The following is a 20,850-nucleotide window of genomic DNA, read 5'->3' on the forward strand; positions in this document are numbered from 1 at the left end:
GCGGCGGAGTCACGTCGACCGCAACCAGCGCAGCGCCGATTCGGCGGCGTGGTAACCGCACAGCCCGTGGATGCCGGCTCCCGGCGGCGCCGACTGTGAGCAGAGGTACACCCCCGGCACGCCGATCCGATAGGGATCGAGCGCGATGCGCGGCCGGAACAGGATCTGGAGTTTGTCGTTGGCGCCGCCGATGATGTCGCCGCCGATGTAACTGGCGTTGCGGGCCTCCAGGTCGGCCGTGCCGGTGCTGACCGTGGCGACGATGCGGTCGCGGAAACCCGGCGCGAACCGCTCGATCTGGTCGACGATCGCCGCGGTCGCGTCACCGGTGTACCCGAACGGCACATGCGCGTAGGCGTAGATCGGGTTGATGTTGCCCGCCGAGCGGGACCGGTCGGCCAGATACTGCTGCCCGAGCAGCACAAAGGGGCGCTCCACCATGGTGCCCTGGGCGCGACGGCGTTCGGTGTCGGCGATCTCCTCGAAACTGCCGCCGAGATGGACGGTTCCCGCCCGTGCGCAGTCCGGGTTCGTCCAGGGAATGTCGCCCTCGATGGCGAAGTCGACTTTGAACGCCGCGGAACCCTCGCGGTAGCGGCGGTAAGACCGTTTGATTCGGGTGGGCATCGCGTCGCCATAGATGGCCAGTACCTGCGCGGGGCTCAGGTCCAGCATGACGATGTCGGCGTTCGGGATGTCGCGGCGGCTGGTGACCTTGACGCCGGTGGTGACCTGGCCGCCCTCTGCCGCCAGAGCCGCACCCAGCGCCCTGGTGATCGCGCCGGACCCGCCTTCGGCGACCGGCCAGCCGTAGCGATGTCCGCTGGCCAGGATCATCAACCCGAGGGAGGCGGTCAGCGGGCGGTCCAACCGGGTGAAGGCGTGCGCGGCCGCGCCGCCGTAGAGGGCGCGCGCCTGCTCGGTGCGGAAGTAGCCGGCCACCGTGGTGGCGGGCAGCACCGCGCGGGGACCGAACAACGCGAGGCGCACCGGATGCCGCGGAATGTTGATCACGGGGCGCAGCAGATCGTCGGCCAGATCGTCGAAGCCCTTGGCCAGTCCGCCCACCGCCGCCTGCCAACGCCGCCGGTCGGCGCCCAATCCCTTGGCGGTTTTGGCAACCGACTGATAGAGCACGCCGGCAGACCCGTCATCGAGTGGGTGCGCGCAGTCGGCCTCCGGCCATTTCCAGGCCAGTCCGTAGCTGAGGAGGTCGATCTCCTTCCAGAACGGGGATCCGACTCCCAGCGGGTGGAAGGCCGAGCAGTGGTCGTGGATGACGCCGGGCACCGTCAGCTCCCCCGAGCGCACTCCCCCGCCGATGGTGTCCTGGGCTTCCAGCACGTGCACGTCGACGCCCTGCCGGGCGAGGTGAATGGCTGCGGCCAGCCCGTTGGGGCCGGCGCCGACGACGACGGCTTTGTTTTTCGAGGCTCTGGTCATGAGGTTCCGTGCACGACAGGTTCGGTCGTGACATGCACCGGAAAATCGTCGCCCGGTTCCGGCCACGGTTGCCGGCTCAGCATCTCGCTGACGTCGACGTAACCGGATTCGATGAGACCGGTCTTGGCATCGACGATCCGGTACCACTGCTTCTGAATGTGGATCGGCTGACCCTCGAGGACGATGACGCGGACATCGCCGTCCTCGAAGTTGCAGCGCCGCTGCAGCGCCTCCAACAACTGCTCGTTGTGCAGGTGGCCTTCGCCGAAGTTCCACCCGACGAGTGGCCCGGCCACGATTTCGCCGTCCCGCACCCGATAGTCGGCCTCATTGCCGATCGCTCGGGGCAGCAGGCCGTTGAGCGCGCGGCCATGTGTGTGCATCGCCCGGAATGCCCCCACCTTGTCCGACATCACCTCTGCGGTCGCCGCGCCGTACAGCTTGGTGAGCTGATTGACAACCAGCGCAGAGCTTTTCACCACGTCGGCTTCGATCTTGTCCTCGGCGCCCGCGCGGAAGCACCACGTGCTGGTGGCCCAGTTTCCGGCGTAGTAGCGCATCGCGGGCAGGAACGAAATCTTCTCCGGGAACAGGTTTCCCACGATGACGATGACGACCGCGATCGCGATCAGGGCCAGCAGCAGCGGTGATCTCAGGTCGGTGGCGCGGATCGCGCCGTAATGCCCGAACAGATAGAACAGCGAGAATATGAAAAAGACGTTCCACTCCAACGGAACCCCCATCGGGAGGTTGGACAGGATGTTGAGGTGGAAGATCACCATGAACCCGATCAGGAACCAGCGCCACGGGTGATCGCCGGCGAAGAACACCAGCACCGTGGGAACGATGAATTCCGCTGTGGTGCCGCCGACGTGGGCCATCATCTTCGGTAGCCAGGTGGGCCGCAGATCGTTGACGTGGTCGCGGTAGAGCAGGTGCTTGACCGGCAGGAACAACCGGCTGCGCAGCAGCGCGTTGTTGCTCGTCATCACGGCCACCACGTAGGGGAAGTGGTGGTTGAGTTTGGAGGTGGCCGCGCCCCACCAGAGGAAGAGCATGATGATCTTGAACGCGGCGATCTGGTCGGTGAACGGGAAGAAGAACACGAACAGCTTCAGCCAGTAGTGTTCGCCGCGGGCGGCAAGAAAGATGGTCTTGTCGCGTAAACCCAGCAACGCCAGGGCGACGATCGTCGGAATCACCAGAATCGGGTTGATCAATCCGACGTCACCGGCGCCGGTCACCGGTCCGCCGTGCCCTGGCGACAACAGCGCCCACACCGCGCTGCTCAACACGATGGCGTACAGCGCGACGTCGACGAGGGAGCGGGAGTCGCCGCGGGTCAACGGCACCTTGTCAGGCCAGGCCGGCAGCCGGATTGTCTTGGGGCGCAACCAGTACAGCACGCCACCGATCGGCGGCATGAAGCGTCCGGTGAGCGGCCCGGACCCGCACCCGAGCCCGAGGACCTCGAACAGCAGGGTGAAGATGACGACCTTCTGGTACACGATCGGTTGCGTCCACCACTGTGCGATGTGGCTCAGCCCGCCCAGACCGGGCGTCAGCGCGATGATCGCCGCCGGAGCAGCGATATACAGGCCGATCTTGATCAGGTACAGCAGGTACACCGCGTACGGCGTGCCGAAGCCGTTTTCCGCCCAGTGCCGGGTGACGACCTGTAGTCGCGTTGCCCGTGGCAGCGTCAGCCAGGTGTCGTGATCGACGTCGGGAAGGTCCGGTGAGATGAATCCCATGGCTGGCCCCATTCCAGGAGGGAGCGTTTGTGGCCAGTCCAATGTATCGGCACGATGCGGCCCACCCGAAGGCCTATCGCCCGAGCCCTTGGAAGCCCGACCCCAAACCGGTCAAAGCCATTGCCACAGAGGGTGATTCACCGAAGCACCGGACCTCCCGCGCCTTCTGGGCCGGACAGCGCCGGCCGGTCGCCCGGCCGGACGCGCTGAACCGCCCCGGAAGCCTGCCAGCGGGAACGCCATCCGCGCGACCCCTCAGCGCGCACGGATGGCCTGCCCGCCGCCGCCCCCAGCGACCGCCTGCGGTCGCTTAGCGAACACCGCGGACGCTGCGCAACTCTCGGACCCTGCAGACGTTCGATCAGCTCGTCCAGCAGTTTTCGGTCCTGGCGCTGCATCCCTAGAAACCGCCGAAGGTCGCGTACCTGATCGGGACGGCCCTCGGTCTCAGCCACAATGATCGCCCGCTGATAAATGTCCATCTGCAGATTGGTTCGCTTGCAGATCTGGGTGATCAGGCGCAGCACACAATCGGCCTGGCTGCCGGTGACTGCGGGCCGCTCCATGTGTGCCTCTTTCGGTTGGCGCTTGACGTGGGCAAACGCTAACCCGGCAAGGCCTTCGCCCCGCTATGCGCCGAAACCGAAGCTGGCTATTACTTTTGTGCGCGCAGCACAGCCGGGGCCATCCACCGGCAGGCCTCCAGCGCGGTCTGGACTTTGAACACCGCATCGGGATCGTCGAAGTTCTGACCGCAGAGCTCCATCGCTTGACCGACCCGGTACTGAATCGTATTGCGGTGCAGGATCATTGCGTCTGCGGTGGCCACGTAGCTGCGGTTGCGGAGCAGGAATTCGCGCAGTGTTTCACGCAGCCATTCGTTGCGCTCGTCGGCTCCGGCAAGATCGCCGAGAACCTCGCCGACGAACCGCCGCAACTCGTCGACGTCAGCGGCCATCAACGCCACCGGCGCCACGTCGTCGTAAAAGACCACCGGGCAGCTGTGGCGGTCCCCGCCGGCCAGCACCACCGTCTTCACCAGCTCGGCTTGCCTCATCGATGCCCGGAAACCACGCAGCCCGTCACCGGACCGGCCACAGGCCACCCGCGCCCCGATACACGCCGACTCGAACGCCCCGCGGATGCTCGGCAGATCGGGGGCACCGGCGACCGAGAACCACAACCGCGCCTCCCGCTCGTCGGTCGGCACCAGCAACGACCGGCCGGCCGCGTCCAGCTCTGCCGCCATCAGGCAACGCACCTCGTCGAACCGGGCCACCACCTGGTCGATGGGCACCGCGTCATCCACCCAGACCACGGCGGCCACGTGGCGGCCGTCAAGCCCGTAGCGCAGCACCTTTTCCGCACGCTGCACGTCGACCGGGGTACCGGCCAGCACCTCGCTGACCCAGTGCTGCTGCATCCCGCTACGCCGGCTCAGCCAGCGGTCGTGCTCCTCCTCGTAGGCGAGGATCATCTGGTCGGCCACCAGATCGACGACGCGGGCCGCGCGGTTCACCAGGGCGATGATGGTGGGCACCTGCTGGTGCGGCTCCAGCCGCGACACGTACTGCATCGCCACTTCCAGGAACCGCGCATGCCCCAGCCGGTGCGCCCGAACCAACGGCGCCAACGGAATATCCCGCTGCGCGGATGCCCGCGCGTACGCCAGTGCGGCGGCGGGAGCCTCGAGCAGCGCCGTCGGCGCATCCCGTTCCAGGTAGTGCACCGCGGCGACGAAGTTCTCGGTGAGGCTTGCATGCCACAGTTCCAGCATTCGCGGATCGTGTTTGAGCCCCTGGATCTCGCCCTTCATCATGTCGAAGAGCTCGGCCGTGAAGGTGTCGCGTATGGCGTCCATCTGCCGGGCGATCAGCGAAACGCACCCGGAGCCGACCGCATTTCCCGTTTCGGCCACCATGGGTGTCCCTCCTACAGCAGCGTGAACCTGGAACCCAAGCACACTGTGCACCTTCGGGGGCTTGCACGCGGCGGTTTCGCTCACTATGCCGCCACACAGGCGCGGAGGTGGTCGCTACGATCTGAGGGACTCGACGGCAAGGGAGCCTCAGTGAGCAACGAGAACGACGACCCGACTCGGGGCGATATCGCGAAGTTCGATCCGGGGATGACCCGACGCATGATCAGCGTCATGCGGCCGGTCCTGAAGACCTACTTCCGATCCGAGGTGCGTGGCCTCGACGGATTCCCGCCCGGCGGAGCGCTGGTGGTCGGCAACCATTCCGGCGGCCAGTTTCCGATGGACGTCCCGATCTTCAGCACCGACTTCTACGACAAGTTCGGTTACGACCGGCCCGTGTTGACGTTGAGCCACGACATTTTGTTCATGGGGCCTACCGCGGACTTCTTCCGCAAAACCGGGTACATCCGCGCCAACCGGGAGAACGCTGCCGCGGCACTGCGCTCCGGTGGCGTGGTCGTCGTCTTCCCCGGTGGCGACTACGACGCCTACCGGCCGACAGCGGCGGAGAACGTCATCGACTTCAACGGCCGCAAGGGGTATGTCCGCACCGCGATCGAGGCGGGGGTTCCCATCGTCCCCATGGTGGGCATCGGCGGTCAGGAGACCCAGCTGTACCTCACTCGCGGTACCTGGCTGGCCAGGAACCTGGGCATCAAGAGATTGCTTCGCAGTGACATCATGCCGCTGTCATTCGGATTTCCGTTCGGGTTCAGCGCCGCCATCCCGCCCAATCTGCCGCTGCCCGCCAAGATCGTCATGCAGGTGCTCGAACCTATCGACATCGCAGCGCAATTCGGCGAAGACCCGGATGTCGACGAAGTCGACGAGCATGTCCGGTCGGTCATGCAGGAGGGGCTCAACGAGCTCGCCGCCAAGCGTCGATTCCCGATTGTGGGCTGAGCCATGGCATCTCGTCTCGAAGAGGGCCTCGCAGAGATGCTGGGCGTGGTCTCCACCCTGCGCCGTGCGGGCATGATCGCACCGATGCGACCCGACCGCTATGTGCGGGTGGCCGTCGCGATGGCCCGCGAGGGCATCGGTTTCACTTCCGGTTTCGCGGGCGCGGCGCAGCGCTGCCCCGACCGCCCCGGCCTGATCGACGAACTCGGCACCCTGACGTGGCGCCAGCTCGACGAACGTGGCGACGCCTTCGCCGCCGCGCTGCAGGCCCTGCCGGGTGGGCCGCCGAAAGTCGTCGGCATCATGTGCCGCAATCACCGCGGTTTCATCGATACGCTCCTGGCGGCCAACCGGGTCGGCGCCGACGTCCTACTGCTCAATACCTCCTTCGCGGGGCCCGCGCTGGCCGAGGTGGTCAGCCGCGAGGGCGTCGACGCGATCGTCTACGACGAAGAGTTCACCCCGACCGTGGATCGGGCGCTCGCCGACGCGCCGAACGCCACCCGGATCGTGGCCTGGGCCGACGAACCGCACGAGGTGACCGTCGAGAAGCTCATCACATCCCACACCGGGCAGCGGCCACAACGCACCGGCGGCAAGAGCAAGTTGATCCTGCTCACCTCCGGAACCACCGGAACGCCCAAGGGCGCCAAGCATTCCGGCGGCAGCGGAGGGATCAAGACGCTCAAGGGGGTGCTGGACCGGACGCCGTGGCGGGCCGAGGAGCCGATCGTGATCGTGGCACCGATGTTCCACGCCTGGGGATTCTCGCAGTTGGTGCTCGCGTCGTCGCTGGCGTGCACGGTGGTCACCCGGCGCAAGTTCGATCCGGAGGCGACGCTGGCCCTGATCGACCGCCATCAGGCGACCGGCCTGGCGGTGGTGCCGGTGATGTTCGACCGCATCATGGAGCTGCCCGACGAGGTTCGAAACCGGTACAGCTGCAAATCTTTACGGTTTGCCGCGGCATCAGGTTCGCGGATGCGGCCCGACGTCGTGATCGCGTTCATGGACCAGTTCGGCGACGTGATCTACAACAACTACAACGCCACCGAGGCGGGCATGATCGCGACCGCGACTCCGGCGGACCTGCGCGCGGCACCCGACACGGCGGGCAAGCCGGCAGACGGCACCCAGATCCGGATCCTGGACTCCGATTTCAAGGAGATGCCCACCGGTGAGGTCGGCACCATCTACGTGCACAACGGTAGCCAATTCGACGGCTACACATCAGGCAAGACGAAAGACTTTCACGCCGGCTACATGTCGTCGGGCGACGTCGGATACCTCGACGCGAACGGCCGCCTGTTCGTGGTGGGACGCGACGACGAGATGATCGTCTCCGGCGGGGAGAACATCTACCCGATCGAGGTGGAGAAGACGCTGGCAGCCCACCCGGAGGTGGCCGAGGCGTCGGTGATCGGAGTGGACGACGAGCAGTACGGCCAGCGGTTGTCGGCATTCGTGGTCCTGGAGCCGGGCGCCTCGGCAACGGTCGAGACACTCAAACAGCACGTCCGGGACAATTTGGCCAACTACAAAGTGCCACGCGAGATCACCGTGCTCGACGAGCTCCCCCGCGGCAGCACCGGCAAGATTCTGCGCAACGAGCTCAAGGCCCGGCTGGGAGACTCATGAACCTCCGACCCCTGCTCCGGCAACTGCGCCGCCCCCGGCCACTGACGCGGGCAACGGTGGAATTGGTCAACGCCGCCAACGGCCTACATCCGATCACCCGCAACCCGTATGCGTCACCGACGGTGTTCTGGTTCGGCTGGCCCACCTCGGAGGTGCCCGGCCTGTACGCCTCGGTGTCCGCAGTGGACGCCGTGCGCCGCGGCCTGCGGGGCGATTTCGCCGGGCCGAAAGGCAAAGTGGCGCTGGCCATGACGGCGGCGTCCTGGGCGATTCTGGCCGTCATCCGCTACCGCGGCATCACGACCCCCGGTCCGATCCTGGAAGCCGGGCTGACCGAGCAACTCGGACCCGACTACGCCGACCAACTCAAGGCCCTGCCCACCGAACCGACCCGCCGCGGGCGGCGCAATCTGCCACTGCGCACCACGGTGGCGCGGCGGCGCTTCGTCGACAAGCAGAACATCGTCTCCTACGGTCCGCACGGCCGAGCGAACCTGGCCGACATCTGGCGCCGCAAGGACCTGCCGCTCGATGGCAAAGCGCCTGTGCTGCTGCAGATTCCAGGTGGGGCCTGGATGATCGGCTGGCGCCGGCCACAGGCGTACCCGTTGATGAGTCACCTGGTGGCGCGTGGCTGGGTGTGCGTGTCGATGAACTACCGCGTGTCCCCGTGGCACACCTGGCCCGCCCACATCGTCGACGTCAAGCGCGCGCTGGCCTGGGTCAAGGAGAACATCGCCGCCTACGGGGGAGATCCGAATTTCGTTGCGCTCAGCGGTGGTTCGGCCGGCGGTCACCTGACCGCCCTGGCCGCCCTGAGCCCCAACGACCCCAAGTTCCAGCCGGGCTTCGAAGACGCCGACACGTCGGTGATGGCGGCCGTCCCGTTCTACGGCCGCTACGACTGGTATTCCACCGAGGAGCCGGGGCGGGCGCAGTTCGTGCAGGTGCTTGAAAGGCTGGTCGTCAAGCACAAACTCGACACGCACCGGGAGATCTACGAAGAGGCCTCCCCGCTGCGGTACGTGCATGTGGACGCGCCGCCGTTCTTTGTCCTGCACGGCACCGATGACTCCCTTATCCCGGTTGCCGAGGCGCGGGAGTTCGTCGAGGAGTTGCGGTCGGTGTCGAAGGCGCCGGTCGCCTACGCCGAGTTGCCCAACGCCCAGCACGCCTTCGACATCTTCGGCTCCCCGCGCGCGAACAAGGCCGCCGAGGCGGTCGCCCGGTTCTTGTCGTGGGTCTACGTCACCAATTACTCCGGCGACCGCTAGGCCACTACAGTCCGGCGGCGCGTTCCAGCTCGGCCAGGGCCGGCTCGATGGCATCGGCCATTTCGTCGATGTCGTTGGCCACTTCGGGCGTCGTCACGAACCCGAAGTCCAGGAACTTCTGGTAGGAGAAGCAGGTGATGTTGAGCGCAACGTCCATCACCGGCGGGCCGAGAACCAGCGAGTCGAGCTTGGCCCCGGCCATGTACAGCGGGATGGGCGGGCCGGGCACGTTGGAGACGACCAGATTGATCGGCGCGAGGTTGTGCGACAGACCGCTGGCGGTGTAGGCCCGCGCGGCCAGCTGCAGCAGCCCGGGCGGCGTGGTCTCGGTCAGGCCCATAATCTGGTGTGCCGAAAGCGCTTTCGCCATTTCCTTGGCGTTCTGGGTGCTCTCGTGAATGGCCTTGAGCCGCTCGGCCGGGTCGTCGATGTCGGTGGCCAGTGACGCCGTCATCGAGCTGATCTGGTTGCCGACGTCGGACTTGTTCTCCTCGGTGCGGGTGGATACCGGAATCTGGGCGATCAGCGGCTTGTAGGGCAGCTCGTCGCGCTTCTGCAGGTACTCGCGCGCGGCGCCGGCCACCAGCGCGAGCACCACGTCGTTGAGCTTGACCCCGAAGGCGTCTTTGACCGCCTTGACCCGGTCCAGCTCGACCCGGCAGCCGGTGATACGCCGGTGCGGCGACACCTGCGCGTTGAAGCGGGTCTTCGGTGCGTCGAAGTAGCGCGGCGGACGGGCGCCCACGCCCAGCGCGGCGATCTGCTGACGCACGGTCTGCTCGAGCAAGCGGGCGATGCGGAACGGCGTCATGATGCCGACGTTGATCAGCGCGCCGAGCGCACGTCGCTCCAGGCCCGGGATGGTGAAGCCGACGAACCCGACCGTTTCCTTCTGCGGCTCGCGAGGTTCGGGCGTGATGTCCAGCAGGATCTCACCCAGTCCAGCGCCCGAGACGCCGTCGACGATGGCGTGGTGCATCTTGGTCAGCGTCGCGATGCGGCCCCCCTCAACACCTTCGATGACCCACAGTTCCCACAGCGGGCGGGAGCGGTCCAACTTGTAGGACATCAACCTGCCGACGAGTTCCTCGAGTTCGCGCCGGCCGCCGGGAGCCGGCACACCGATACGACGGACGTGAAAGTCGATGTCGAGTTCTTCGTCCTCGACGAACCACGGCCGGTCCAGCCCCAGCGGAGCGCCGGTCACCCGCCAGCGCAGCTGCGGGATCTCGGGGAGGCGTTCGATGAGCAGTTCACGCAGGCGCTGAAAGCTGTAGTCGGGCGCCTTTCTGGGGTCGCAGATCGCCAGGGCACCGACATGCATGTGCCAGCCGGCGGTTTCGGCCGACCAGAACGCAGCGTCAACACTCGAGAGCCGTTTCATCCCACGACCGTAGCCCGCAGCCACCTTCCGAAGCCAATACTTCTTTCTCAGAGCGCGCGTCAGTCATGCCGAGCAGACGCAAACTCGCACCAGAACAACTGGTTTTGTGCGATTTCGCGTCTGCTCGCGGGACTGCTCGCGGGACGAGGCGGCTTAGGCGTCTTCGAGGAGGTCGGGGGTCACCGCGGATTCGGTGTCGGGAATCCCGTCCACTTTCGCCTTGCGGTCAGCCATCGACAGCAGACGCCGAATACGCCCTGCCACCGCATCTTTCGTCATCGGCGGGTCGGCGAGCCGACCGAGTTCCTCCAGTGACGCCTGCCGGTGTTCGACGCGCAGCTGGCCCGCGGTGGCCAGGTGGTCGGGCACCGTGTCGCCGAGAATCTCGAGCGCGCGTTCCACGCGGGCGGCGGCGGCGACGGCGGCACGCGCCGAGCGGCGCAGGTTGGCGTCGTCGAAGTTGGCCAGCCGGTTGGCCGTGGCGCGAACCTCCCGGCGCAGCCGGCGCTCCTCCCAGACCAGCCGGGTGTCCTGGGCGCCCATCCGGGTGAGCAGGGCGCCGATGGCCTCGCCGTCGCGCACCACCACCCGGTCGGCGCCGCGCACCTCGCGGGCTTTGGCGCTGACCCCCAGTCGGCGCGCCGCACCGACCAGCGCCAGCGCCGCCTCCGGCCCGGGACAACTCACCTCCAGGGCCGACGAGCGGCCGGGCTCGGTCAACGACCCGTGCGCCAGGAAAGCTCCCCGCCAGGCGGCTTCGGCGTCCGCGATGCTGCCGCCGACGACCTGCGCCGGCAGCCCGCGGACCGGACGTCCGCGCATGTCCAGCAGGCCGGTCTGGCGTGCCAGGGCCTCGCCGTCGTTGGCCACCCGCAACACGTACCGGGTGTTCTTGCGGATTCCACTGGCCGACAACACATGCACCACCGCGTTGTAGCCGTAGAGGTCGAAGATGTCCTTGCGCAGCCGCCGCGCGATGCTGCCCAGATCGACCTCGGCCTCGACGACCACCCGGCCGGCCACGATGTGCAGCCCGCCGGCGAACCTCAGCAGGGACGTGACTTCCGCGCGCCGCGCGCTGACCGACTTGACCACCAGGCGGCTCAGCTCGTCCTTGACTTCGGTCGTCATCGCCACGCGTCGTCACCCCTCGGTCGTGCACCGTCGATCGGTATCTCTTCTGTGGCCTTCACCGCGGGCGCCGCCGGATCCTTTTGCACACGCACCCCGTCCAGGACCGCCGCCAGCTTGCCCGGGTCATGTAAAGGTGTACCAGGTCGGGCCACGTCGGCGAAGTGGACCTCGGCCTGCAGCAGGGTGGCGGTGCGTCGAAGTTGGTCACGCTCGCGGTCGCTGGGCACACGTTCGGCGTCGATGATGATGTCGTCCACCGTGAACCCGGGCGCATGCTGGGCCAGCACGTGCAGATGACGTTCCACCGAGAAGCCGGCCGTCTCCCCCGGCTCGGCGACCAGGTTCAGCACCAGCGCCTTGCGGGCCTCGGTGGCCTGCAACGCCTGCAGCAGCCCGGGCACCATGACGTGCGGGATCACGCTGGTGAACCAGGAGCCCGGACCCAGCACCACCAACTCGGCCGACATGATGGCGTCGACGGCCTGCCGGGTGGCCGGCGGATCGGCCGGCAACAACCGCACCCGGCGCACCTTGCCCGGCGTCGATGCGATGGCGACCTGGCCGCGGATCACCCGGAACATGCGCGGGTCCGACTCCAGCCCGGACACGTCCGCCTCGATCTGCAGCGCGATCGGGCACATCGGCAGCACCCGCCCCTTCACGCCCAGGATGCGCCCGATCTCGTCGAGGGCGGCGACCGGGTCGGCCAGCAGCTCGGACATCCCGGCCAGCAGCAGGTTTCCGATCGGGTGCCCGGCCAGTGCACCGCTACCGCCGAACCGGTGTTGCAGGATGGTCGCCCACAACCGGCCGTGGGGACTGTCAGATGCCAACGCGGCCAACGCCATTCGCAGGTCACCCGGCGGCACCACGTCCAGCTCGCTACGCAGCCGGCCCGACGACCCGCCGTCGTCGGCGACGGTCACGATCGCGGTGACGTGCGGTGTCAGCCGGCGCGCCGCCGACAGCGTCGCGTACAGGCCGTGGCCGCCGCCGAGCGCGACAATGTTCTCCGTCATTCGCGGCCCAGATCCCGATGCAGCGCCCGCACCGTCAACTGCGGATCCGAGCGCAACAGACCCATGAGTGCCTCGGCGATCGCCACGCTGCGGTGCTTGCCCCCGGTACAGCCGATGGCGACCGTCATGTAGCGCTTCCCCTCCCGCCGATAGCCGTCGACCACCAGCGACAACAGACGATGGTAGGTCTCGAGGAAGTCGGCCGCGCCAGGTTGGCTCAGCACGTAGTCACGGACCGGTTCGTGTTGGCCGGTCAGCGGGCGCAACTCGTCCACCCAGTGCGGGTTGGGCAGGAACCGGACGTCCATCACCATGTCGGCGTCCATCGGCAGGCCGTACTTGAAGCCGAACGACTCGACCGTGACGCTCGTGGTGGCGCCGCCGTTGCCGCCGAAGGCCCGCTCGATGCTTTCCCGCAGGCCGCGCACCGACAGGGTCGACGTGTCGATGATCAGGTCCGCGGTGGCGCGCACCGGGGCCAGCATCCGGCGCTCGGCGGCGATGCCTTCGGCGAGTGTCTGTTGGCCCTGCAGCGGATGGCTGCGCCGGTTGTTCTCGTAGCGGCGCACCAACATGTCGTCGGAGGCCTCCATGAACACCACCCGGGGCGTGATGTTGCGGGTGGCCAGTTCGTTGCGGACCTCGTCCAGATCGCCGGTGAAGCCGCGGGACCGGACATCCATGACGACCGCCAGCTGGGTGATTCGCGATCCGGCGGCCAACCCGAAATCCACCATGCGGGTGATCAACTGCGGCGGCAGATTGTCGGCCACATACCAGCCGAGGTCCTCGAGAACCTTGGCGGCCGTACCCCGGCCGGCACCCGACAACCCGGTCACCAGAACGACGTCGATGCCGGCGGCGTTGTCGCTGTTCGTCATTCCGAAGCTCCCGTCGCGTCAGGCCGTAGTGCCTCGAGTACGGCGGTGGCGGTGGCGACGCCGATACCCGGAACGGCGGTGATCTGGTCGACGGTGGCCTCCTTGAGGCGGGCTATCGATCCGAAGTGGGTGACCAGTGCCTTGCGCCGGTGCTCGCCCAATCCCGGCACGGAGTCCAGCGCCGAGGCCGTCATTCGCTTGGATCGCTTGCTGCGATGGTATGCGATGGCGAAGCGGTGCGCCTCGTCGCGCACCCGCTGCAGCAGATACAGACCCTCGCTGTTGCGGGGCATGATGACGGGGTCGGGCTCGGCGGGCACCCAGATCTCCTCCAGGCGCTTGGCCAGGCCGATCACCGCGACGTCGGTGATGCCCAGCTCGTCCAGTACGGCGCTGGCGGCGTTGACCTGCGGGGCGCCGCCGTCCACCACATACAGGTTCGGCGGATAGGCAAACCGGCGCGATTTGCCTTCCGCGGTAAGCACATTGGGGTCGCTCTGGTCACTGAGATGCCGCAGGAACCGGCGGCGCGTCACCTCGGCGATGGACGCCACGTCGTCCGAGCGTCCCTGGCCCCCGGCCTCGCGGATGCCGAAGTGCCGGTAGTCCGACTTACGCGGCAGCCCGTCCTCGAAAACCACAAGGGAGCCGACGACATCCGTGCCCTGCACATGGCTGATGTCGACGCACTCGATGCGCAGCGGGGCATCGGCAAGGCCGAGCGCATCCTGAATATTCTGCAGCGCAGCCGATCTCGCATTGAAGTCACCGGCCCGCTTCAATTTGTGTTGCTGCAGAGCCTCTTTCGCATTGCGTTCCACCGTTTCGGCGAGCGCCTTCTTGTCACCGCGCCGCGGCACCCGCAGGGTGACCTTGGCGCCGCGCAATCCCGACAGCCAACTGGCCAGCTCGTCGTGGTTGGAGGGCAGGCAGGGCACCAGCACCTCGCGCGGCACGGGGTTGACGGACTCGTCGGCGGAACCACCCAGTTCGGCCTGCTCCCCATAGAACTGCGTCAGGAACTGCTCCACCAGCTGCTCGGCACCCGAATCACCGGGATCCCCGGACTTTTCGACGATCCAGCCGCGCTGACCGCGCACCCGTCCCCCGCGGACGTGGAACACCTGCACGGCGGCCTCGAGATCGTCGTCGGCGAAGGCGACCACGTCGGCGTCGGTGCCGTCACCGAACACCACGGCCTGCTTTTCCATGGCCCGCCGCAGCGCGCCCAGGTCATCACGCAACCGGGCGGCCCGTTCGAAGTCCAGCTCGGCGGATGCGGCGTGCATCTGTTGTTCGAGTTCGCGCGCGAAGCGTTCGGTCTTGCCGGACAGGAAGTCGCAGAAGTCCAGGACGATCCGGCGGTGCTGCTCGGCGCTGACCCGCCCGACGCAGGGCGCCGAACACTTGTCGATGTAGCCGAGCAGGCAGGGACGGTCGATCTGGTTGTGCCGCTTGAAGACTCCGTTGGAACAGGTGCGGGCCGGGAAGACCCGGGTGAGCAGGTCCAGAGTTTCGCGGATCGCCCACGCGTGCGAGTAAGGCCCGAAGTACCGCACCCCCTTGCGCCGCGGCCCGCGGTAGACCATCAACCGCGGGTACTCCTCGTTGAGGGTGACGGCGAGCACCGGGTATGACTTGTCGTCGCGGTAGCGGACGTTGAAGCGCGGATCGAACTCCTTGATCCAGTTGTATTCCAGCTGGAGAGCCTCGACCTCGGTGTTGACCACGGTCCACTCGACCTTTGCCGCGGTGGTCACCATCTGCCGGGTCCGTGGGTGCAGTCCGGCGATATCGGCGAAGTACGACGTCAGCCGGCTGCGCAGGCTCTTGGCCTTGCCGACGTAGATGACGCGCCCGTGGGTGTCCCGGAACCGGTAGACGCCCGGCTCGACCGGGATGGACCCGGGCGCAGGACGGTAGGAGGCGGGATCTGGCACGTGTCCAGGCTAGTGGTCGCCGGAACCGCGGCGGGGCATAGGGATCGGCGCCGACGGCTCGTGAGCTGCCGTGGGCGCCCTCTCCCGGGGCAGCGCCTCACGAAACAGTCGCGAACACCTGCCAAACACCAGCAAAGCGCGCATGAATTTATTATTTTGAAAGTTGCCAACGGGGGCAGGCACGGGGACTCGTGGTGGGTCAGATGTCGTTTCTAGCTGTCATGCCAGCATTGCTGGCTGGCGCAGCCGCCGACGTTGACGGCATCGAATCGCTGCTTCTCAGGGCCAATCGGGCCGCTGCCACGTCCACCACCGAGGTGCTGGCAGCAGCCGGCGACGAGGTATCCGTCGCGATCGCCCGGCTGTTCTCCGGACACGCCCAGGAGTACCAGGCACTGAGCACCCGGGCGGCCGCATTCCAGACCGAATTGGCGCGCGCGTTGAACGCCGCCGCGACCCAGTACGCGGTCGCCGAGGCCGCGGCCGCTGCGGATCTGTCGGCCCAGAGTATCGAGCAGGGGTTGCTCGACGTCGTCAACCTGCCCACGAACCTGCTGCTCGGGCGGCCGCTGATCGGAGATGGCGCCAGCGGGACGACGAACGCGCAGGGCGTCGGAACGCCAGGTGGTGGCGGCGGCCTGTTCTTCGGCAACGGCGGCAGGGGCGGTGACAGCATCGCGGTGGGAGTCGTCGGCGGCGCCGGCGGTCCGGCCGGGCTACTCGGCACCGGCGGCACCGGAGGCATGGGCGGCTTCGGCGCCCCCGGTGGGGCCGGCGGCACCGGAGGGTGGTTGTACGGGAACGGTGGCACCGGCGGCATCGGCGGTCCGTTCAGCGTCGGCGGCACGGGCGGCGCACCCGCGGTTCCGGTGCTAGTGGACCACCAGCTGCACCGACCGTATGTGAACGTGTCCATCGGTGGCGGTCCGATTTCGCAGGTGGTTCTCGACACCGGTTCGGTGGGCCTGATCGTTCCGCCGCAAGACGTGAACTTCGCGTCCCTCGGCGCGGTCACTCACTCGGGGTACAGCATCACCTACGGCGACCTCGCCAACCAGATCACCGAAACGTACGACACCTATGCGACGACGGTGAATTTCGGAAACGGGATCATCACCGCGCCCACCAACATCGGGGTGATCACGTCCGTCGCGCAGACGGTCAACGGCGTGACCACCATTCTCCCGACATCAGCGGGAGTGCCAGTGCTCGGTATCGGAGCAACCCAGTTGGGCGGGTCCCCCATTGCCGGTCCGGTACAGGCACTCCCGGGCACATTGAGCCAGGGCATCCTGATCAACGAGCCCGCGGGACTCGTTCAGTTCGGCGCCAACCCGGGCACCGCCTTCGCCGTCTCGAACGGCGCTCCGATCACCAACCTGCTGGTGAGCGTCAACGGAGGCATTCCCCTGCCCGTGTTCGGCGCGATCGTCGATACCGGTGGCCTATCGGGTCTCCTGCCCTTCTACCTCGGGACCGGAGCTGTCGACGGATTGGTACCGGCCGGAACCCACCTGACGTTCTACACCGACGGCGGCGTGCCGCTGTATCAGCAGACCGTCGGCGCCGGCTCCGACGCGCCGCGCGTCGGGTTCTTGAGTATGAATACCGGCAACACTCCCTTTGAACTGATGCCGATCTATTTCTCGTACAGCACGCCGTCGGGAACGATTTTCTACAATCGCTAGGCGGTGCGACGGCTCAACTGCGCCTTGCGAATTGGCGCCCACTCGGCCATCGGGAAACCTGGCGCGGCATCGCACGCGGTGATCAGTAGAACCGCCTTGGTCTCCGCGATCAGGCCGTAGCTGCAGGTCCAGTCCGGACGACCCATGCTCCAGGTCATGATGTCGTCTTGCGGTGAGCCGAACTCGGTGACTTGCATCGGCTCGAAATCCCCGCGTGGGCTTGACCCCACCGCATCACCCCGGCAGTCGGAGACGTCGCCGAACGCCTTCCAGGCCACCCCATAGGGTCGCAGTTCGTAGTCGTACACGCTGATCGATTCGGCGTACCGCTTCGCATCGCCGAAGGTGTAGGCCGACTCGGCGTAGTCACTGGCATCAGATGGCCGCAGCGGCGACCTCCGGAAGAGCAGCGCCGCCGTGCATTCCTTCGGCCGGACGCTGGTGAAGTAGTCGTCCCCGAGGGGAGCCGACCGGGCCGGTCCCCATGGCGTTTCGTCTCCATCCGCCAGCAGCAGTTCGCGCACGGAAGGTGCGCGAGCTGATTGGCCTTTCGCTCGCACCGCGTGCCCGTCCACCGACGAGGTGCAGCCGGCCGAGACCGTGGCGGCGAGGCAGAGCATGAACGCCGCCCGGCGTCGCCGACCAGCTGCCATCAGCGCGCGTGCAGGTCCGGGCGGTAGCGGGCCTGCTGCTCGCGAACGGCATCCATCGCGCGCACGGCGCGTTCCTTGTCCACCGCCTGAATCGCCATGATCGGGATGTATTCGTCGTCGGGCAGGTCGACCCGGGCCCATCGGCTGCCTACCGGAAAGGACACACCTGCCACGTCGGCCCACGGAATGAGCTTGTCGCTGAACACATTACGTACCGAGAGCCCGGACGCGCCGACGCGTAACCGGGGCCTGGTGAACAGCAGCGCCAGGCCGGCCAAAACCACCCCCAGTACGCCCATCGCCACCTGATCGGCCGTCTGGAAGACGACGCCGCTGGAGCCGATCTTGAGCACCAGGCCGATCGCGATGTGAGCCACCACGAGCACCACCGCCGCGGCATACGCGAACTTCGGGGTCAGGTGTGCACGGCAAACCAGGTCCCACTCACCGGATTCTGATTTCGTCACGATTGAGCGCGCAGGTCGCGCAAGGTCAACGCGGTGGTCAGGGCCGCCGCGGCCGCCTGCGCGCCCTTGTCTTCGGCGGACGACGGCAGGCCGGCGCGATCCAGCGCCTGCGCCTCGGTATTGGTGGTCAGCACCCCGTTGGCGACCGGGGTCGACGCGTCCAGCGAAACCCGGGTCAGGCCCTGGGTCACCGCGTCGCACACGTAGTCGAAGTGCGGTGTCTCACCGCGGATCACCACGCCGAGCGCAACGACGGCGTCGTGGTTGCGGGCCAATTCCTGGGCGACGACCGGGATCTCGATCGCGCCGAGTACCCGGACCACCGTCGGAGTGTCGATTCCGGAGTCGGTCGCCACCTTGCGGGCACCCGCCAGCAGTGCGTCGCAGATCTTGTCGTGCCAGGTGCTGGCGACGATCGCCAGCCTGAGACCCGACGCGTCGAGTACCGGCATCTCCGGCACGCCGGCGCCACCGCTCATTCGCGCCGCTCCTTCTCATCGCTGCGCTCTGCATCGTCGCCAGCGCCACCGCTCATAGCGCCCCACCGAATTCACCTGGCAGATGGACTGATTCGTGGAAATCATCCAGCCCGGCCAGGTCGTGGCCCATCTTGTCACGCTTGGTCATCAGGTAGCGGATGTTCTCCGCGTTGGCGCGCACCGGCAGCGGCACCCTCTCGATGATGTGCAAGCCATAGCCGTCCAGGCCGACCCGTTTGGCCGGGTTGTTGGTCAGCAACCGCATCGAGCGGACGCCGAGATCCACGAGTATCTGGGCGCCGATGCCGTAATCCCTTGCATCGGCTGGCAATCCGAGCTTGAGATTGGCGTCCACGGTGTCTTCGCCGGCGTCCTGCAACTGATAGGCCTGAAGCTTGTGCATGAGCCCGATTCCGCGGCCCTCGTGTCCGCGCATGTAGAGCACAACACCGCGTCCCTCGCGGGCCACCATGGCCATCGCGGCGTCCAGCTGCGGCCCGCAGTCGCAGCGACGCGACCCGAAAACGTCGCCGGTGAGGCATTCCGAGTGCACGCGCACCAGCACGTCATCACCCTCACCCATAGGCCCGACGATGTCGCCGCGGACCAGCGCGACGTGTTCGACGTCCTCATAGATGCTGGAGTATCCGATCGCGCGGAACTCTCCGTGCCGGGTCGGGATCCGGGCCTCGGCGATGCGCTCGATGTGCTTCTCGTGCTTGCGGCGCCACTCGATCAGGTCCGCGATGGTGATCATCGCGAGCCCGTGTTCGTCGGCGAACACGCGCAACTCGTCGGTCTGGGCCATCGCGCCCTCGTCTTTTTGGCTGACGATCTCGCAGATGGCGCCCGCCGGTTGCAATCCCGCCATGCGGGCCAGGTCGACCGCGGCCTCGGTGTGCCCGGGGCGGCGCAACACCCCGCCGTCCTTGGCGCGCAGCGGAACGACGTGTCCGGGCCGGGTGAAATCCGCGGCGATGCTGGCCGGGTCGGCCAGCAACCGCATCGTGGTGGCCCGGTCCGATGCCGAAATCCCGGTGCCCACACCGATCCTGGCGTCGACGGTGACCGTATATGCCGTGCCGTGCTTGTCCTGGTTCACCGCGTACATCGGCAGCAGGCCCAGCCGGTCACAGATCTCACCATCCAGTGGGACGCACAGATAGCCCGACGTGTAGCGGACCATGAAGGCGACCAGTTCGGGGGTGGCCTTCTCGGCCGCGAAGATCAGATCGCCTTCGTTCTCGCGTTCCTCGTCATCGATGACGACGACGGCCTTGCCCGCCGCAATGTCGGCAACCGCCCGTTCGACGGAGTCCAACCTCGTCATCTTCGATTCCTCACCTGGCTGCTGTTGCTCTCAAGTATGAACCACCGCAGCCCGCCAGTTATTGCCCGTGCTGGTTGAGCGGTCAGCAACTATATGCGGGTTGGCCGTACCTGCACCCCGTGACCTGGGCAGACGGCTTGCGGCTTGATACCCGTCCTGCAGGACAGTATTATTTGCTGAAATTCTCGCTAAAAAGCTTTTAAATGCAATTTTACGAAATTCGGCGTTAGCCACGACGCTCCTGGCGACTCCGCCGTTCCGTCAGCCCCTGGGCCGGTCCCACCGATCGGTCACTGCCACTTCCGACAGCGGTTTACGCCGCACCCGGTGGTGTCCACCTTTGGGCCAGCCCACCGTCAGCAGCGCGGCAATCAGCCAGTCATCGGGTATTCCGATGGCTGACCGCAGGTCGTCTTCGCAGAATTTATGCCACAAGGTGATGGCCGCCCCCAGACCCTGCGCTCGCGCCGCCAGCAGAAAGTTCTGCACGGCGGGGAAGATCGAGCCCCCCTGCTGCAATTCGGTGGCGCCTGGTTGCGGCTGAACGCAGAACAGCACAAGCACGGGCGCCGCGCCCCCCGTGTCCATGTGCTCGGCCATCGTTCGCAGGACGCGTGATCTGGGGTCGTCAGCAGCCTCTTCAGGCAGTGAGATCCGATAGAACTCGGTCATGACGTTCCATGTCTTGTGAGCGGCGGCGGTCACCACCTCCCGGACACTGTCCGATCTCAGCACCACGAACTTCCATGGCTGCTGGTTACCGCCGGACGGCGCCCAACTGGCGGCTTGCAGGCAGCTGTCGATGACGTCGTCGGACACCGGCTTGTCGCGGTAGCGGCGCACTGCCGACGCCGTGCGCATGACCTCCCAAAGATCCGCCGG

Annotated in this window: 18 protein-coding genes; 4 read left to right on the forward strand and 14 right to left on the reverse strand. The window is 67.1% G+C overall.

The genetic code is table 11. From position 1 onward, the window contains the following. Positions 1-9 precede the first annotated feature (9 nt). From AO501_RS20685 to AO501_RS20700, 4 genes are all read right to left on the reverse strand, one after another. Entirely contained in the window at positions 10-1,443 is a 1,434-nt protein-coding gene (locus tag AO501_RS20685; RefSeq protein ID WP_055579476.1) for a phytoene desaturase family protein, read from the reverse strand. Continuing rightward, on the reverse strand, positions 1,440-3,197 hold the full coding sequence (locus AO501_RS20690; RefSeq protein ID WP_055579477.1) for a DUF3556 domain-containing protein: 1,758 nt from the start codon (positions 3,195-3,197) through the stop codon (positions 1,440-1,442). The genes AO501_RS20685 and AO501_RS20690 overlap by 4 nt, the downstream gene beginning before the upstream one ends. A 137-nt stretch (positions 3,198-3,334) precedes the next feature. Then, positions 3,335-3,763: a hypothetical protein gene (locus AO501_RS20695; RefSeq protein ID WP_055579478.1), complete on the reverse strand. Its 429-nt coding sequence runs from the start codon at positions 3,761-3,763 to the stop codon at positions 3,335-3,337. Positions 3,764-3,852: 89 nt separating this feature from the next. After that, positions 3,853-5,118 carry a PucR family transcriptional regulator gene (locus AO501_RS20700; protein ID WP_055579479.1) on the reverse strand — a complete coding sequence of 422 codons (1,266 nt, stop codon included), beginning with the start codon at positions 5,116-5,118 and terminating at the stop codon, positions 3,853-3,855. A gap of 207 nt (positions 5,119-5,325) precedes the next feature. On the opposite strand from AO501_RS20700, the gene AO501_RS20705 reads away from it, so the two are divergent. From AO501_RS20705 to AO501_RS20715, 3 genes are read left to right on the forward strand one after another with little or no spacing between them, the layout of a single operon-like run. Beyond that, complete coding sequence (locus AO501_RS20705) at positions 5,326-6,081, forward strand: 1-acyl-sn-glycerol-3-phosphate acyltransferase (RefSeq protein ID WP_055579597.1); 756 nt, start codon at positions 5,326-5,328, stop codon at positions 6,079-6,081. Positions 6,082-6,117: 36 nt separating this feature from the next. Further along, complete coding sequence (gene fadD12, locus AO501_RS20710) at positions 6,118-7,719, forward strand: acyl-CoA ligase FadD12 (protein WP_231752564.1); 1,602 nt, start codon at positions 6,118-6,120, stop codon at positions 7,717-7,719. Continuing rightward, positions 7,716-8,993 (forward strand): alpha/beta hydrolase, encoded by a 1,278-nt coding sequence (locus tag AO501_RS20715; RefSeq protein WP_055579481.1) that lies wholly within the window; start codon positions 7,716-7,718, stop codon positions 8,991-8,993. The genes fadD12 and AO501_RS20715 overlap by 4 nt, the downstream gene beginning before the upstream one ends. Before the next feature lie 4 nt (positions 8,994-8,997). Here AO501_RS20715 and AO501_RS20720 read toward each other — a convergent pair whose 3' ends face one another. From AO501_RS20720 to uvrC, 5 genes are all read right to left on the reverse strand, one after another. Beyond that, complete coding sequence (locus AO501_RS20720; protein ID WP_055579482.1) at positions 8,998-10,377, reverse strand: WS/DGAT/MGAT family O-acyltransferase; 1,380 nt, start codon at positions 10,375-10,377, stop codon at positions 8,998-9,000. Positions 10,378-10,530: 153 nt separating this feature from the next. Beyond that, positions 10,531-11,508, reverse strand: a complete 978-nt coding sequence (gene whiA, locus AO501_RS20725) for a DNA-binding protein WhiA (RefSeq protein WP_055579598.1) — start codon at positions 11,506-11,508, stop codon at positions 10,531-10,533. After that, the gene (locus AO501_RS20730) at positions 11,505-12,530 is read right to left on the reverse strand and encodes a YvcK family protein (protein WP_055579483.1); all 1,026 of its coding nucleotides are present in this window, start codon (positions 12,528-12,530) and stop codon (positions 11,505-11,507) included. The genes whiA and AO501_RS20730 overlap by 4 nt, the downstream gene beginning before the upstream one ends. Beyond that, positions 12,527-13,411, reverse strand: coding sequence for an RNase adapter RapZ (rapZ, locus tag AO501_RS20735; RefSeq protein ID WP_055579484.1), 885 nt, complete (start codon positions 13,409-13,411; stop codon positions 12,527-12,529). The genes AO501_RS20730 and rapZ overlap by 4 nt, the downstream gene beginning before the upstream one ends. Then, on the reverse strand, positions 13,408-15,351 hold the full coding sequence (uvrC, locus tag AO501_RS20740) for an excinuclease ABC subunit UvrC (protein WP_055579485.1): 1,944 nt from the start codon (positions 15,349-15,351) through the stop codon (positions 13,408-13,410). Before uvrC ends, rapZ begins: the two co-directional genes overlap by 4 nt. A gap of 203 nt (positions 15,352-15,554) precedes the next feature. Between uvrC and AO501_RS40300 the strand changes: the two genes are divergently transcribed. Continuing rightward, the gene (locus AO501_RS40300) at positions 15,555-17,039 is read left to right on the forward strand and encodes a PecA family PE domain-processing aspartic protease (RefSeq protein WP_063892906.1); all 1,485 of its coding nucleotides are present in this window, start codon (positions 15,555-15,557) and stop codon (positions 17,037-17,039) included. Here the strand turns inward: AO501_RS40300 and AO501_RS20750 are convergent. The 5 genes from AO501_RS20750 to AO501_RS20770 all read right to left on the reverse strand — a co-directional run bounded on the left by AO501_RS20750 (position 17,036) and on the right by AO501_RS20770 (position 20,829). After that, entirely contained in the window at positions 17,036-17,692 is a 657-nt protein-coding gene (locus tag AO501_RS20750) for a hypothetical protein (protein ID WP_231752559.1), read from the reverse strand. The two genes, AO501_RS40300 and AO501_RS20750, sit on opposite strands and share 4 nt — an antisense overlap. Continuing rightward, positions 17,692-18,162, reverse strand: coding sequence for a PH domain-containing protein (locus AO501_RS20755; RefSeq protein ID WP_156452714.1), 471 nt, complete (start codon positions 18,160-18,162; stop codon positions 17,692-17,694). The genes AO501_RS20750 and AO501_RS20755 overlap by 1 nt, the downstream gene beginning before the upstream one ends. Next, positions 18,156-18,638, reverse strand: coding sequence for a 6,7-dimethyl-8-ribityllumazine synthase (gene ribH, locus AO501_RS20760; protein WP_055579489.1), 483 nt, complete (start codon positions 18,636-18,638; stop codon positions 18,156-18,158). The genes AO501_RS20755 and ribH overlap by 7 nt, the downstream gene beginning before the upstream one ends. A gap of 52 nt (positions 18,639-18,690) precedes the next feature. After that, positions 18,691-19,968: a bifunctional 3,4-dihydroxy-2-butanone-4-phosphate synthase/GTP cyclohydrolase II gene (locus AO501_RS20765; RefSeq protein WP_055579490.1), complete on the reverse strand. Its 1,278-nt coding sequence runs from the start codon at positions 19,966-19,968 to the stop codon at positions 18,691-18,693. Between the two features lie 261 nt (positions 19,969-20,229). After that, positions 20,230-20,829 (reverse strand): nitroreductase family protein, encoded by a 600-nt coding sequence (locus AO501_RS20770; RefSeq protein ID WP_055579599.1) that lies wholly within the window; start codon positions 20,827-20,829, stop codon positions 20,230-20,232. Positions 20,830-20,850 lie beyond the last annotated feature (21 nt).

Source organism: Mycobacterium gordonae (genome assembly GCF_001417955.2).
GTDB lineage: Bacteria > Actinomycetota > Actinomycetes > Mycobacteriales > Mycobacteriaceae > Mycobacterium > Mycobacterium gordonae_B.